General features: G+C 69.0%; 14 protein-coding genes. 9 read left to right on the forward strand and 5 right to left on the reverse strand.

Going from position 1 to position 13,198, the window contains the following annotated elements; translation table 11 throughout:
- Window positions 1-52: 52 nt before the first annotated feature.
- Both ACFQ9R_RS05150 and ACFQ9R_RS05155 read right to left on the reverse strand, forming a co-directional pair.
- Window positions 53-445, reverse strand: a complete 393-nt coding sequence (locus tag ACFQ9R_RS05150; protein ID WP_378989073.1) for a nuclear transport factor 2 family protein — start codon at window positions 443-445, stop codon at window positions 53-55.
- A 42-nt stretch (window positions 446-487) separates the two neighbouring features.
- Complete coding sequence (locus ACFQ9R_RS05155; RefSeq protein ID WP_378989074.1) at window positions 488-2,062, reverse strand: HD domain-containing phosphohydrolase; 1,575 nt, start codon at window positions 2,060-2,062, stop codon at window positions 488-490.
- Window positions 2,063-2,148: 86 nt separating this feature from the next.
- Between ACFQ9R_RS05155 and ACFQ9R_RS05160 the strand changes: the two genes are divergently transcribed.
- The 6 genes from ACFQ9R_RS05160 (at window position 2,149) to ACFQ9R_RS05185 (ending at window position 7,965) form a co-directional block, all read left to right on the forward strand.
- Window positions 2,149-2,826: a PadR family transcriptional regulator gene (locus ACFQ9R_RS05160; protein WP_378989075.1), complete on the forward strand. Its 678-nt coding sequence runs from the start codon at window positions 2,149-2,151 to the stop codon at window positions 2,824-2,826.
- Between the two features lie 62 nt (window positions 2,827-2,888).
- Window positions 2,889-3,908 (forward strand): esterase/lipase family protein, encoded by a 1,020-nt coding sequence (locus tag ACFQ9R_RS05165; RefSeq protein WP_378989076.1) that lies wholly within the window; start codon window positions 2,889-2,891, stop codon window positions 3,906-3,908.
- 76 nt (window positions 3,909-3,984) lie between these two features.
- Complete coding sequence (gene def, locus ACFQ9R_RS05170; RefSeq protein ID WP_378989077.1) at window positions 3,985-4,524, forward strand: peptide deformylase; 540 nt, start codon at window positions 3,985-3,987, stop codon at window positions 4,522-4,524.
- Entirely contained in the window at window positions 4,524-5,447 is a 924-nt protein-coding gene (fmt, locus tag ACFQ9R_RS05175) for a methionyl-tRNA formyltransferase (protein ID WP_378662499.1), read from the forward strand. The genes def and fmt overlap by 1 nt, the downstream gene beginning before the upstream one ends.
- A 722-nt stretch (window positions 5,448-6,169) precedes the next feature.
- Window positions 6,170-7,528: an RsmB/NOP family class I SAM-dependent RNA methyltransferase gene (locus ACFQ9R_RS05180; RefSeq protein ID WP_378989134.1), complete on the forward strand. Its 1,359-nt coding sequence runs from the start codon at window positions 6,170-6,172 to the stop codon at window positions 7,526-7,528.
- 92 nt (window positions 7,529-7,620) lie between these two features.
- Window positions 7,621-7,965, forward strand: coding sequence for an MmcQ/YjbR family DNA-binding protein (locus tag ACFQ9R_RS05185; RefSeq protein ID WP_378989078.1), 345 nt, complete (start codon window positions 7,621-7,623; stop codon window positions 7,963-7,965).
- A gap of 28 nt (window positions 7,966-7,993) precedes the next feature.
- On the opposite strand, the gene ACFQ9R_RS05190 is transcribed toward ACFQ9R_RS05185, so the two are convergent.
- Window positions 7,994-8,902 (reverse strand): RNA polymerase sigma factor SigF, encoded by a 909-nt coding sequence (locus tag ACFQ9R_RS05190; RefSeq protein ID WP_378989079.1) that lies wholly within the window; start codon window positions 8,900-8,902, stop codon window positions 7,994-7,996.
- On the reverse strand, window positions 8,902-9,270 hold the full coding sequence (locus ACFQ9R_RS05195) for an anti-sigma factor (RefSeq protein WP_378989080.1): 369 nt from the start codon (window positions 9,268-9,270) through the stop codon (window positions 8,902-8,904). The genes ACFQ9R_RS05190 and ACFQ9R_RS05195 overlap by 1 nt, the downstream gene beginning before the upstream one ends.
- Window positions 9,271-9,423: 153 nt before the next feature.
- Here ACFQ9R_RS05195 and rpe point away from each other — a divergent pair, with 153 nt between their 5' ends.
- A complete protein-coding gene (gene rpe, locus ACFQ9R_RS05200) occupies window positions 9,424-10,080 on the forward strand; it encodes a ribulose-phosphate 3-epimerase (RefSeq protein WP_378628313.1) in 657 nt (218 codons plus the stop codon).
- On the opposite strand, the gene ACFQ9R_RS05205 is transcribed toward rpe, so the two are convergent.
- The gene (locus tag ACFQ9R_RS05205; protein WP_378655995.1) at window positions 10,081-10,551 is read right to left on the reverse strand and encodes a hypothetical protein; all 471 of its coding nucleotides are present in this window, start codon (window positions 10,549-10,551) and stop codon (window positions 10,081-10,083) included.
- 549 nt (window positions 10,552-11,100) lie between these two features.
- Here ACFQ9R_RS05205 and ACFQ9R_RS05210 point away from each other — a divergent pair.
- Window positions 11,101-11,724, forward strand: coding sequence for a riboflavin synthase (locus ACFQ9R_RS05210; protein WP_378989081.1), 624 nt, complete (start codon window positions 11,101-11,103; stop codon window positions 11,722-11,724).
- 208 nt (window positions 11,725-11,932) lie between these two features.
- Window positions 11,933-13,177: a bifunctional 3,4-dihydroxy-2-butanone-4-phosphate synthase/GTP cyclohydrolase II gene (locus tag ACFQ9R_RS05215; RefSeq protein WP_378627050.1), complete on the forward strand. Its 1,245-nt coding sequence runs from the start codon at window positions 11,933-11,935 to the stop codon at window positions 13,175-13,177.
- Window positions 13,178-13,198 lie beyond the last annotated feature (21 nt).

Genomic DNA, 13,198 nt, shown 5'->3' on the forward strand with positions numbered 1-13,198 from the left:
CCTGCGCCGGCTCGGGGTCGTTCGTCGGCGCGGTTCTGCCCGTGGCCGGAGGTCAATCGGTGGGCTGCCAACCCGAGCACAGCAGGTCGATGGTGGTGATCGCGTTATCGGTGGTGGTCAGGAAAACGCGCTGGTCGGCGACACGAGTCGTACCGTTGGCCGGGCGCATGCGGACCAGCCAGTGCATCGCGAGCTTGTCGCCGATGTGTTCGCGGCCGGAGTCGACGACGGCGAAGTCGTCGGGACCGCCGAACCAGCCGCGGAAGCGCGCGATCGCCGGATCGGGACCCACCGCGGTGAACGGGCCGGGTGGGATCAGACCGCGCAGCGTGACCTCGGGAGCGAGGTAGGACGCCATCGCGGCGAAGTCGCGCCGGATCAGCGCGGCGAGAAACAGGTCGGCGACCGAGGAGGTCGTCTGCGGGGTGTGGGTCGAAGTAGTCATGGGAAAAGTCTGCGACCTGCGCCGATGTCGAACATCGGGTGATCACCCGATCTTTGCCGATTGATCCTCGTCGGGCAGTAGGCCGTGGCGCATCGCGAACACCGCGGCCGAACCACGGCTGTGGACACCGATTTTTGTGTAGATGTGCTCGACGTGGCTGCCCGCCGTGCGTGGGCTGATGCCGAGGGCCTGGGCGATCTCTCGGGTCGACCGGCCGCGCACCAGCAGGGCGAGGACGTCGAGCTCGCGGGCGGTGAGCCCGGCGATCTGCGCGCGCTTGCGTGGTCTTCGGCCCTGGGCCGCGGCCAGTACGGCGGCGACGGCGTCGCCGTCGAGTCGCCCCGCTGTCACCTCGGCGCGCAGAATCCTGGCTCGCTCGTCCGGCTCGATGGCGGGTCGGTGCGGTCGCTGCTCACCGAGTGCGCGAAACATCTGGGCGGCGGCCAGAATTCGCGCGGTGGGCGGCAGCATCGAGCCGGTGAGCCCGCGCGGATAGCCGGACCCGTCCAGCCGTTCGTACACCATCGAAGCCGGTCCGCCGAGCGCGGCCAGGTGCGGGCTGCGCGCCAGCACTCGCTCGGTCAGATACGGAACCATCCGCACCCGTTCGCGTTCGGAGGCGGTCAGCGGACCCAGTTTGTTCCAGATGCCCGTCGAGACACCGATGGTGCCGAGACGACACACCAGGGCTGCCCGCCGCACGGTCACCGCCTGGTCGGCGGGCAGGCCGTACTCGCGGGCCGCGGCGGCGGCCAAGTCGGCCACGGCCCGCGAATGACCGAGGAACCAGGTTGCTTTCGCGTCGGCGTAGTCGGCGAAGACGGTGAGGACGTCGGTGAGTTCGTCGTCCGCGATCGGCCGGTCGAGCGCCGCGCAGCCGTCGATCACCTGCTGCCAGGCGTCGACCCGGTCGAGTCCGTCCAGCAACGCGCCGTCGCCCCGGGCGCACAGGTCCACCAGTTCGGGATCGAACTCGGTGCCACTGCGCGACAGCAGCATTCGGACCGCCGCGTCGACACCGCCCACCCGGGTATGGACCTCGGCGTCGTCGGCGATGTGCACGACACGCATCACCGGAATGATCGCCTCGCCCCGCAATCCGCCGGGTACGCCGTGGCCGTCCCATCGTTCGAAGGCTTGAGGCAGCGCTGCCCGGACGGCGGCCGGCAGGCCGAGGCGGTCGGCGATATCGGCCGCGGTGCGGCAGTGGGTGAGGAACGAGTCCATCGTGTCGCGCACCCCGCCCGCGAGGAACCGGCCGGTCATCGAGATCCGCCGCAGCGAGGACCCGCCTTCGGCGAGGTGCCCGAGCAAGAAGGCCATCATCGGCAACCCGGTTTTGTCGATGTTGTAGCTGTCGGCCCGGATCCGCAGGTCGTCACCGAACCAGCGCGCCATCTCGGGGGAGTCGGCGACACAGCCGACCCACGCCAGCAGCGAGACGTAATACACCGCGGCGCGATCGGCCTCGGACAACCCCGCGGCCTCGGCGAGCCGGACAGCGAGAACGGTCTGGCGCAGGACATGTTCCTGCGGCTGGCCGAGCCCGAGGTCGGTGGCCAGTGACAGCGAGGCGACGAGTTCGGCGAGCCGAAGGGGCCGGGACGGGTCCGTCACGAATTCAGATTACTCCTTGCGCTCGATGCATTGCCGATATATCGTCGATAGTGTCAAGAACAACGAGAGAGCCTGAGGAGGCTGTCATGCAGAACCAAGAACAACGAGAATTCGGACACTTCCGGCGCGGTCGCGGACCGGGCCCCCGGGAATTCGGTCCCGACCGCCAGCAGTTCCGCCACGGCGGGCGCCATGGCCACGGCCCCGACTTCGGACCGGGCTTCGGCCCAGGTTTCGGACCGGGCTTCGGTCCTGGTTTCGGTCGCGGTCGCGGCCGCGGCGGGCGTGGCAGGCGCGGTGACGTGCGGGCAGCGGTGCTGCTGCTGCTCGTCGAGCGCCCGATGCACGGCTACGAATTGATCCAGCAGATCCGCGACCGCAGCGACGATGTCTGGCGCCCCAGTCCGGGGTCCATCTACCCGGCATTGGCCCAGCTCGAGGACGAGGGTCTGGTGCTCATCGAAAAGGTGGCCGGTCGTAAGACCGCCCAGCTCACCGACGAGGGCAAGGCTTATGTCGAGGCCCATCGTGAGGATCTCGGCGACCCGTGGGCCGAGGTCAAGCAGGACGTCGGCGCCCAGGCGCTGGACCTGCGCGGACTGGTCGGACAGGTGATGGGCGCGGTCGGTCAGGTGGCCCAGGTCGGCACGGCACAGCAGGCGGCGAAGGCGGCCGAGGTGCTCGCCGAGACCCGCCGGGCGCTGTATCGAATCCTCGCCGAGGACGATGTCGCCTCCGAGGGCGATACAACCCCCGAGAAGTGAGGGCGTCGTGACCGCCCTGCCCGGCGTGCGGTTGTCGGTCCCATGGAGTAAATGTTTGGGGTATGGAACAACTGGGAACGTTGTGGGGTTGGGGAACATCACGATTGCGCGGCGCGGTGTCGGTCACGGCACTCGCCTGCGCGGCGGTGATCGGTGTGTCCTTCGCACCGATCGCCGCCGCTGAACCGGCGGGCTATCGGCCCGCCGTCATTCCGATGCAAGCGGGTCCGGCGCAGTCCGATCACCTGGACGCCGCCCATTACATCAAGGCCAACCCGAACTCGGTTCCGGTGGGGCTCAACAACTTCGGGTGTACGCCCACCGCCGAGCACCCGCGGCCGATCGTGTTGGTACACGGCACCGACTCGAGTGCGTACTCCGACTGGGCGGGAATCGGGCCGCAGCTGGTGTCGGCCGGCTACTGCGTCTTCGCGCTGAACTACGGCGGAGCGCCGGGCGCAGACACCTACGGCACTGAGGACATGCGCATCAGTTTCGCCCAGCTCGCCCAGTTCGTCGACGATGTCCTCGTCGCGACCAAGGCGACCAAGGTCGATCTGGTCGGGTTCTCGCAGGGGGCGAACGTCAGTCGGTTCTATATCAACAAGCTCGGGGGCGCGCCGAAGGTCGGGACCTGGGTCGGCTTGGCCTCACCCAGTTACGGCGGGGTCATGTACGGACTGGTCCCGGTGGGGCAGGCCGTTCCCGGCATGATGGATGTCTTCGCGAGGGTCACCTCGACCGCTGCGGTCCAGCAGGCCCAGGGCGAACCACTCATGGTGGAGCTCAACGCGGGCGGCGACACCGTGGCCGGTGTCCGGTACGTCACCGTCGGCAGCCGGGTCGACGAGATGATCCAGCCGTTCTCGAACATCGCGCTGCGCGGTGCGGGCGCCGAGAACCTCGTCCTGCAGGACCTGTGCGCCGACGACCTGACCGGGCACTTCCACCTGGTCTACGACCCCTTCGTGCAGCAGTTGCTCCAGCGCGTCCTCGACCCGGCCCGGGCGCCCGCACCGGTCTGCGCGCCCGTCCCGCTCGGCACCGGCATCCCCGAGGTGATCATCGCGGGCAACTCCTGACAGCCGGGCTGGACGGAAGTACCTCGCGGGGTCACTAGACTGGGACGACCGCAATTCGTCCTCCCCGGGAGCCGCCGTGACCATTCAGCCCGTTCGCCTGTTCGGCGACCCGATCCTGCGTTCTCGTGCCGACGCGGTCACCGAGTTCGGTCCCGACCTCGCCACGTTGGTCGCCGATCTCACCGAGACCATGCACGACGACGGTGGGGTCGGGATGGCCGCGCCGCAGATCGGTGTCGGGCTGCGGGTGTTCGTCTACGACACCGGCGATGCCGCGGGGCATGTGGTGAATCCGGAGTGGTCGGCCCTCGGGGCCGACGAACAGGTCGGTCCCGAGGGCTGCCTGTCGATCCCCGGCGTGCGGTACGACGTGCGCCGGGCGGCGCGCGTGCGGGTCAGCGGGGTCGACGTCACCGGTGCGCCGGTCGAATTCGAAGCCGACGGTCTGCTCGCGCGCTGCGTACAGCACGAGTACGACCACCTCGATGGCGTGCTGTTCATCAACCGGCTCGAACCGGCCGACCGCAAGGACGCGATGCGGACCATCCGCGAATCCGACTGGTTCCGCGGCGGGATCACCGTGCGCGAATCCAGCGGCGTCGGCGGTGGTCGCTGATGCGCGTAGTTTTCGCGGGCACGCCCGAGCCCGCTGTGCCGTCGCTGCGCCGGTTGATCGAGAGCGAAGGCCACGAGGTTGTCGCGGTCGTCACGCGGCCCGACGCGGTCGCGGGCCGTGGTCGCAAGCTCCTGCGCTCGCCGGTCGGGCAGCTCGCCGACGAACACGGCATTCCGGTGTTCACGCCACGCAAGCCGTCCGAGCCCGAGTTCGTCGCCGCGCTCACCGAGCTCGCACCGGACTGCTGCCCGGTCGTCGCCTACGGTGCGCTGCTGCCCCAGCAGGTGCTCGACATCCCCGCCCACGGCTGGATCAACCTGCACTTCTCGCTGCTGCCCGCCTGGCGCGGGGCGGCTCCCGTGCAGGCGGCCATCGACGCCGGTGATGACATGACCGGCGCGTCGACGTTCCTGATCGAAGCAGGCCTCGATACGGGCCCGGTGTACGGGGTGATGACCGAGAAGATCGGGCTCACCGACACCGCGGGCGAACTGCTGGCCCGGCTCGCCGAAGCGGGTGCCGTGCTGCTCGAGAAAACCCTGGACGGCGTGGAAGACGGTTCGCTGCAAGCGATTCCGCAATCCCATGACGGCGTGACCTACGCACCGAAGGTGACCGTGGAAGCCGGGCGGATCGGGTTCGACGAACCCGCGCTCGCCATCCACCGCCACATTCGCGCCGTCACCCCGGCGCCCGGCGCGTGGACCGAGGTGAACGGGCTGCGCCTCAAACTCGGCCCGGTGGAAATGGTGGAGGAAACCTTGCCCGAACGCGAGATCGAGGTGCGCAAATCCGGCGTCTTCGTCGGAACATCGACCACAGCGGTCCGCCTGGGTCAGGTCCAGCCGCCCGGCAAGAAGATGATGAACGCCCTGGACTGGGCGCGTGGCGCCCGCCTCGCGCCCGGCACGGTGATCGGATGAGTGCCTCGGACCGCCGCCGTCGCCGTGAAGCCGACGCCGCGAAGGGTGTGAGCCCCCGCGAGGATCGCAAACCGACCGGAAAGTCTGGCGAGCCGCGCGGCGGTAGCCCCCGCGACGACCGCAAGATCACCGGCAAGAACGTCGACGGCGGCTGGGCCGCCCGCGCCGCGAAGGGCACCACCACCCCGCGCGCGGACGGCGACCGCTGGACGGATCGCTCCGACCGCCCCCGCCGCGACGACCGCCCCGGGGGCGCCCGATCCGGCGCGCCCCGCCGCGCCGACGACCGCCCCGGTTTCGCTCGCGGCGCGCAGGGTCGCGACGCGGGCAATCGACGCGACGATGCTCCGCGCTCCGGCGCGCCCCGCCGCGAAGACGACCGCCCCGGATTCGGTCGCGGCGCGAGTGACCGGGCGCAAGGACGTGACGCGGGCGCTCGACGCGACGACGCCCCGCGCTCCGAGGCACCTCGTCGTGCCGACGACCGCCCTGGCTTCGGCGGCGCGAACGAGCAGGCTCAGGGCCGTGACTCGGCGGACCAGCGCGGTGACCGTGGCAACGCGGCACGTTCCGGTGCGGGACGGTCCGACCGTGGCGCGTCACGTCCCGATCGTGGTGCGCGCGTAGGAGACTCGCGTGGCCGTGGTGCGGGCAACCGGGATGCTGGTGCGCCGGCGGGCAAAGCGCCCGCTCAGCGTCGTCCCGAGCGTCCCGATCCCAGTGTGCCCAGTCCGCGCAAGCGCCGCGGCGAGCCCGTGGACCCCGCGCGCGAAGTCGCCCTCGATGTGCTGCGGGCCGTGCGTGAGCGCGACGCCTATGCCAACCTCGCGCTGCCGAAACTGTTGCGCGAGCGCAAGATCAGCGGGCGCGACGCCGCGTTCGCGACCGAGCTCACCTACGGCGCCAGCCGTTCGCAGGGGCAGCTCGACGCGGTGATCTCGGCATGCGCGGGCCGCCCGGTCGACGAGATCGACGGCCCCATCCTCGACATCCTGCGCCTCGGCGTCTACCAGTTGCTGCGGACCCGTACCAGCGCGCACGCCGCCGTCGACACCTCCGTCGACCTGGCCAGTGCCGAATTCGGCCAGGGCCGTGCCGGTTTCGTCAACGCGGTGTTGCGGCGAGCGGGGGAGAAGACCGCCGAGGAGTGGATCGCCGAGCTGGCCCCCGCCGACCCGGTCGGCAAACTCGCCTTCGAGCACGCGCATCCGAAATGGATCGCCCAGTCCTTCGCCGACGCGCTCGGCGCGCAGGCGGGTGAGCTGGACGCACTCCTGAAAGCCGATGACGAACGCCCGGTCGTGCACCTGGTCGCCCGGCCCGGCGAGATCACCTCGGAAGAGCTGGCGCTGGTCACCGGCGGTGAGGAGGGCCGCTGGTCCCCGTACGCGGTGTATCTCGACGGCGGCGATCCCGGTCTGCTGGAACCGGTCCGTGACGGCATCGCCTCCGTCCAGGACGAGGGCAGCCAGCTGGTCGCGCTCGCTCTCACGCGTGCGCCGCTGGAGGGCCCCGACAAGGGTCGCTGGCTCGATCTCTGCGCAGGTCCCGGCGGTAAGGCGGCCTTGCTCGGCGCGCTCGCCGCGATCGACCTGTTCACCGTCGACGCTGTCGAACCGGCCGAGCACCGTGCCGAACTGGTTCGCAAAGCCACCCGGAGTCTGCCCGTCACCGTGCATGTCGCGGACGGTCGCGACAGTGGCCTGACCCCCGGCTACGACCGCGTCCTCGTCGACGCGCCGTGCACGGGCCTGGGCGCCCTGCGTCGCCGCCCCGAGGCGCGCTGGCGCCGCACTCCGGCCGACGTGGCGGAGCTGGTGACCCTGCAGCGTGAACTCCTCACCGCCGCATGGGATCTGGTGCGCCCTGGTGGTGTCGTCGTGTATTCGACCTGCTCACCGCACCTCGCCGAAACAGTGTCGGTGGTCGCCGATTTCGTCCGCCGCAGCGGCGCCGAGGAACTCGACAGCCGCGAGTTCCTGCCCGGTGTCACCGATCTCGGTGACGGCCCCTCCGCCCAGCTGTGGCCGCATCGCCACGGCACCGACGCCATGTTCCTGGCGACGTTGCGCAAGAAGTAGCCGCGACAGTACGACGGCGCCGTCCCCCGCGCAGGGGCGGCGCCGTTCCATTCGTCCAAGCGAGGAGCGAGCGCCGAGCGGAGAATCGGCGTATGGCGATGACATGGGATCAGGTGGTCGCGATGGCGACGGCACTACCGGGTGTGGCGGAAGGCACCTGGTGGCGCAGTCCCGGCCTGAATGTCGGCGGCAAGAGCTTCGCTCGACTGCGTGATGAGGCCGAAGGCGGCCTCGTGCTGCTCTGTGAGCCCACGGAGAAGGAAGCGCTGCTGGCTTCCGGCGACCCAGCTTTCTACACGACCCCGCACTATGACGGGTACCCGTACATCCTCATCGACCTCGACGTGGTCGACCCACAGCAGCTCGCCGAGCTACTCGACAGTGCCTGGTGGCTGCGCGCACCCGCGAAGCTGCGGCGCGCGAGGCAGGGTGCATAGGAGAGGACGCCGTTGTCCTGTCCCCGAGTCAGTCCCGTTCGGACAATTCGCGCAGGCGCGCCAGGGTTTTCGCGAGAATCCGGGACACGTGCATCTGCGAGATCCCCAGCTGCGACGCGATCTGTGTCTGCGTCATCGACTCGAAGAATCGCATGGTCAGGATGCGGCGCTCACGTTCGGGCAGGCCCGCCAGCAGTGGCCGCACCGCGATGTACTCCTCGACCCGGTCGAACTGCGACTCTTCCTCGCCGAGCGTGTCGAGCAGCGACGCGTCGCTGTCGCGCCCGATCGAGGCCGCGTCGATCGACGTCGGCTGATAGGCATTGCCCGCGATGACGGCCTGGGTGACCTCGTCGGGGTCGACATCGAGTTCGGCGGCGATCTCCTTGGCGGTGGGGGAGCGGCCCAGTCGCTGCGAGAGCTGATCCACGGCCGCGCCGATCCGCAGGTGGGTTTCCTTGACGCGCCGCGGGACTCGCATCGCCCAGGTGTTGTCCCGGAAGTATCGCCGGACCTCGCCCATGATCGTCGGCACCGCGAAGGACAGGAAGTTCGAGCCACGGCTCAGGTCGAACCGGTCCACCGCGTGCACCAGACCGACGCGCGCCACCTGCGACAGATCGTCGAACGGCTCGCCGCGCCCGCTGAATTTGCGGGCGATGTGATCGGCCAGCGGAATGCAGCGGTTGATCAGCGCATCGCGCGCGACCGCGTGCGCGACACTGCCCGGCTCGGTCGCCGCGAGACGCTCGAACAAGGCGCTGACGTCGTCGTACCCCGACACCGGTTCCGGAGTTTCGGTCTCCTCCTCGATACTGTCCTGCTCGAGGGCTTCCTTGTCCGGTTCCGCGGCGTTCTCCGATTCCGCGGCAGGGGAGTCGGTTTTGTCGGGTTCGCTGAGATCGTGCTGGTCGGGCTGGTTGTCCTCGCCGTGCACTATGCCTTCCCCCGGACCCTGCGGAATCGGACCGTCGTCGGGTACCCGGACACGCCTGCGTCGAAATCCTGCTGTTCGGCGATGACCTCGTCGCAGAGCGTGCGCAGCACATGCCACCCGAAGCTGCGCTGATCCGGCATGCCCTGCGCCGCAGCGACACCGTCGACGCGCACCTGGAGTTCGAAGTCACCGACGAGGAATTGGCAGGTGAGCAGCGTATCCGGGCCCGCGATCGCGATGATCGTCGAGCACACCTCATCCACGGCCAGGCGCACGTCGGCTACCTCGTCGAGGGTGAAATCACTGAGTAGCACCAGTGTTTCGGCCAGTCCGCGCACGATTGGCAGCTGCGTCAGCTGTGCTGCCACACGAATCTCCACCGGGGCGCCGAAGGGCCCATGTTCCGCCGAAAAATTGGTCACCCTGAGAAGGCTACCCATATCCCGGCAGGGCAATCACCATCGCCGTCGCTACACTGGCGCGCTGTGTCCACTCCGACGTTCTCCCGTCCGTCCCAGCCGATGATCGCCCCGTCAATCCTGTCCGCGGACTTCGCGAATCTGGCCGCCGAGGCCGCCGCTGTCGAAGGATGCGATTGGCTTCACGTCGACGTCATGGACGGGCACTTCGTACCGAACCTCACGCTGGGTCTGCCGATCGTGCAGAGCCTGCTGAAGGCGACCGATATCCCGTTCGATTGCCACCTGATGATCGACGATCCGGGCCGCTGGGCCCCGAGCTACGCCGAGGCGGGCGCCTACAACGTCACCATTCACGCCGAAGCGACCGATGATCCGATCGCGGTGGCGCGCGATATCCGCGCCGCGGGCGGGCGGGCCGGGCTGTCGGTGAAGCCGAACACCCCGATCGAGCCGTACCTGGAAATCCTGCGCGAATTCGACACCCTGCTGGTGATGAGCGTGGAACCCGGTTTCGGCGGGCAGTCGTTCATCCCCGGCGTGCTGGAGAAGGCGCGGATCGTGCGCAATCTGGTCGATTCGGGCGAACTGCACCTGGTCGTCGAAATCGACGGCGGCATCAACGACGACACCATCGAGCAGGCGGCCGCCGCCGGCATCGATTGCTTCGTGGCCGGGTCGGCCGTCTACAACACGGCCGACCCGGGTGCTGCCGTGCAGAAGCTGCGCAACCTGGCCACCTCGGCCTGGCTGCCGTAACTACAGGGCGCGGAGCTTGCGGGTGCCCAGCGCCCGCGCCGCGTCGATGACGGCCTGCACCGGCGGCCGCTGGTCGCCGGACTCGGGTTCCTGCACCCAGGTGCGGTAGCCGGTGCGCTCGTCGTCGGGGGAGGGCAGCACGATCTGGCTGCCCGCGCAGGCGACGGTCGCGTACAGGCGGAACAGTTCGGCCGACGCCGTCGCGGTGACGGAGTCCGGGCGGCAGGGGCCGGTGAGGAACGTCCAGCGCCGCGCGCGGGGATGATCGACCACCGGACCCGCGATCGCGGCCTCGCGCAGTCGGGCCTGGACGCGCTCGCCCAGATCGCCGGGCATGGTGACCGCGCCGTAGTGCGCGCCGATCTGGAGCAGAATGCGGCGGGAATCGAAATCGATCTTGGCCGGTAGGTGCAGTTCTCGCCGATAACGCACGCAGCGCATTTCCAGCGTCGAATCGATCAATGTGCTCACGCGGCACCCCCACATATAGCGAACCTGTTGTGACCCACAGTGTTGTCTTCCTGGAGTGGTGGACTATCCCTGGGGCGAACTCCCGGTAGCCGCTGTGCTCCGGGCGATGATGTCGGGAGAACCTGCAGTTCCAGGGCCCGACATCTGGCTGAACAGCAGGAATCGTTGACGTAACAATATTGCGTCAGCGGCGCGGCGGGCGCAAGCATTACACTCACCGTGTTTCCAGTTCGTAGTGGCGGGTAATACCAGGCTAAGGCAGCCTGATGAATGCCGGGGATCGGTTCGCCGAAAATTGGATTGAACGCCGACCGCCGTATTGATTAACGGCGGCGTTGCTTCATGTCGATACACGGTTGCGACCTGGACGATGCGCTATCGATCGCTTTCGGTGATCAAGGGCTGCGCGCGGTCGGGTTCGGCCCCCGACCCGGGCTCACGGGCCGCGCTACTAGGCTGTGCGACGAGCTGGGTGGCCTCGCGGGAATAGCGGCCACTCACCTGCTGTTGGGCCCAACGGGTACGGATGACGCGACAAGGGAGTCAGGCATGTTCACAGGGATCGTCGAGGAGCTCGGCGAGATCGTGGCCACCGAGGCGCTGACCGACGCCGCCCGATTGACGATCCGCGGCAAGCTGGTGACTTCCGATGCCGGGCACGGCGATTCGATCGCTGTCAACGGCGTCTGCCTCACCGTCGTCGACGTGATCGACGGCGACAGCTTCACCGTCGACGTCATGGACGAGACGTTGAAGCGCTCGAGCATCGGCGGCTTGGTCCCCGGATCGCCGGTCAACCTCGAGCGCGCGGCCGCATTGAACAGCCGCCTCGGCGGCCACCTCGTACAGGGCCACGTCGACGGCACCGGCGCCGTGCTGCGACGCACCCCGTCGGAGAACTGGGAGGTCGTGCGGATCTCGCTGCCGGATTCCATCGCGCGCTATGTGGTGGAGAAGGGCTCGATCACCGTCGACGGCGTTTCCCTCACCGTCTCCGCGCTCGGCATCGACGACGAGCCGAACGCCGACGGATCCCGTGACTGGTTCGAGGTCTCCCTGATCCCGACCACCCTCGCCCTGACCGTCCTCGGCACCGCCCCCGTCGGCGCCACCGTGAACCTCGAGGTGGACGTCATCGCCAAGTACGTGGAGCGCCTCGCCCAGCGAGGCTGACACCGATCGGCGCCGGGCCTCACCGAACACCCCGAGGCCACGCCGTAATGTAGGAAGTCATTGCCATCCCCCAGGGCAGTTTCTCGGCCGCCTCGATCTGGACCGACCAGAGGGTGCGACGAAGGAGTGCCCGCCGGGAGGGAAGATCGAGGCCCACCGGGCCGAGAAACCCGCGGCCCCGGCCGCCAAATATACGGAGCAAGCAGACGTGACCAGGTTGGACAGCATCGAGCGCGCGGTCGCCGATATCGCGGCCGGCAAGGCTGTTGTCGTCATCGACGACGAGGACCGGGAGAACGAAGGCGATCTCATCTTCGCGGCCGAGAAGGCCACCCCGGAGCTGGTCGCGTTCATGATCCGCTACACCTCCGGCTACATCTGCGTGCCGTTGACCGCCGACGACTGCGACCGGCTCGGCCTGCCGCCGGCGTACGCGATGAACCAGGACAAGCACGGCACCGCCTACACCGTCTCGGTGGATGCGCGCGAGGGCATCACCACCGGCATCTCCGGCGCCGACCGGGCCGTCACCATGCGCCTGCTGGCCAGCGCGCAGGCCAAGGCCGACGAGTTCACCCGCCCCGGCCATGTGGTGCCGCTGCGCGCCAAGGACGGCGGCGTGCTGCGCAGGCCCGGCCACACCGAGGCCGCGGTCGATCTGGCGCGGATGGCCGGGTTGCGTCCCGCGGGCGTGATCTGCGAGATCGTCAGCCAGAAGGACGACGGGCACATGGCCCGTACCGACGAGCTGCGCGTATTCGCCGACGAACACAACCTGGCGATGATCTCGATCGCCGACATGATCGCCTGGCGGCGCAAGCACGAGAAGCATGTCGTGCGGGTGGCCGAGGCCCGTATTCCGACCGCTCACGGCGATTTCAAGGCCGTGGGCTACCAGAGCATCTTCGACGATGCCGAGCACGTCGCGCTGGTGCGCGGCGACATCGGTGACGGCGAGGACGTACTGGTGCGGGTGCACTCGGAATGCCTGACCGGTGACGTCTTCGGCTCGCTGCGCTGCGATTGCGGCCCGCAGCTCGACGCGGCACTGGAGATGGTCGATCAGGAGGGGCGCGGCGTCGTCCTCTACATGCGCGGGCACGAGGGCCGTGGCATCGGCCTGATGCACAAGCTGCAGGCCTACCAGTTGCAGGACACCGGTCGCGACACCGTCGACGCCAACCTCGATCTCGGTCTGCCCGCCGACGCCCGTGACTACGGCACCGGCGCGCAGATCCTGGTCGATCTCGGCATCCGCTCGATGCGCCTGCTCACCAACAATCCGGCCAAGCGGGTCGGCCTCGACGGCTACGGTCTCGCGATCACCGAGCGCGTCCCGATGCCGTTGCGCGCCAATGCCGAGAACCTGCACTATCTGCGCACCAAGCGGGATCGGATGGGCCACGACCTGGTCGGTCTCGACGATCTCGACCTCGGCGAAACCGCGCAGTGATCATTTCGTACGAAAGGCGGC

Source organism: Nocardia sp. NPDC056541 (assembly GCF_042794235.1).
Classification (GTDB): Bacteria; Actinomycetota; Actinomycetes; order Mycobacteriales; family Mycobacteriaceae; genus Nocardia.

Coding starts and splice junctions, on each gene's coding strand:
- ACFQ9R_RS05150 (WP_378989073.1), bottom strand. CDS start 445: ATGACTACTTCGACCCACACCCCGCAGACGACCTCCTCGGTCGCCGAC.
- ACFQ9R_RS05160 (WP_378989075.1), top strand. CDS start 2,149: ATGCAGAACCAAGAACAACGAGAATTCGGACACTTCCGGCGCGGTCGC.
- ACFQ9R_RS05165 (WP_378989076.1), top strand. CDS start 2,889: ATGGAACAACTGGGAACGTTGTGGGGTTGGGGAACATCACGATTGCGC.
- fmt (WP_378662499.1), top strand. CDS start 4,524: ATGCGCGTAGTTTTCGCGGGCACGCCCGAGCCCGCTGTGCCGTCGCTG.
- ACFQ9R_RS05185 (WP_378989078.1), top strand. CDS start 7,621: ATGGCGATGACATGGGATCAGGTGGTCGCGATGGCGACGGCACTACCG.
- rpe (WP_378628313.1), top strand. CDS start 9,424: ATGATCGCCCCGTCAATCCTGTCCGCGGACTTCGCGAATCTGGCCGCC.
- ACFQ9R_RS05210 (WP_378989081.1), top strand. CDS start 11,101: ATGTTCACAGGGATCGTCGAGGAGCTCGGCGAGATCGTGGCCACCGAG.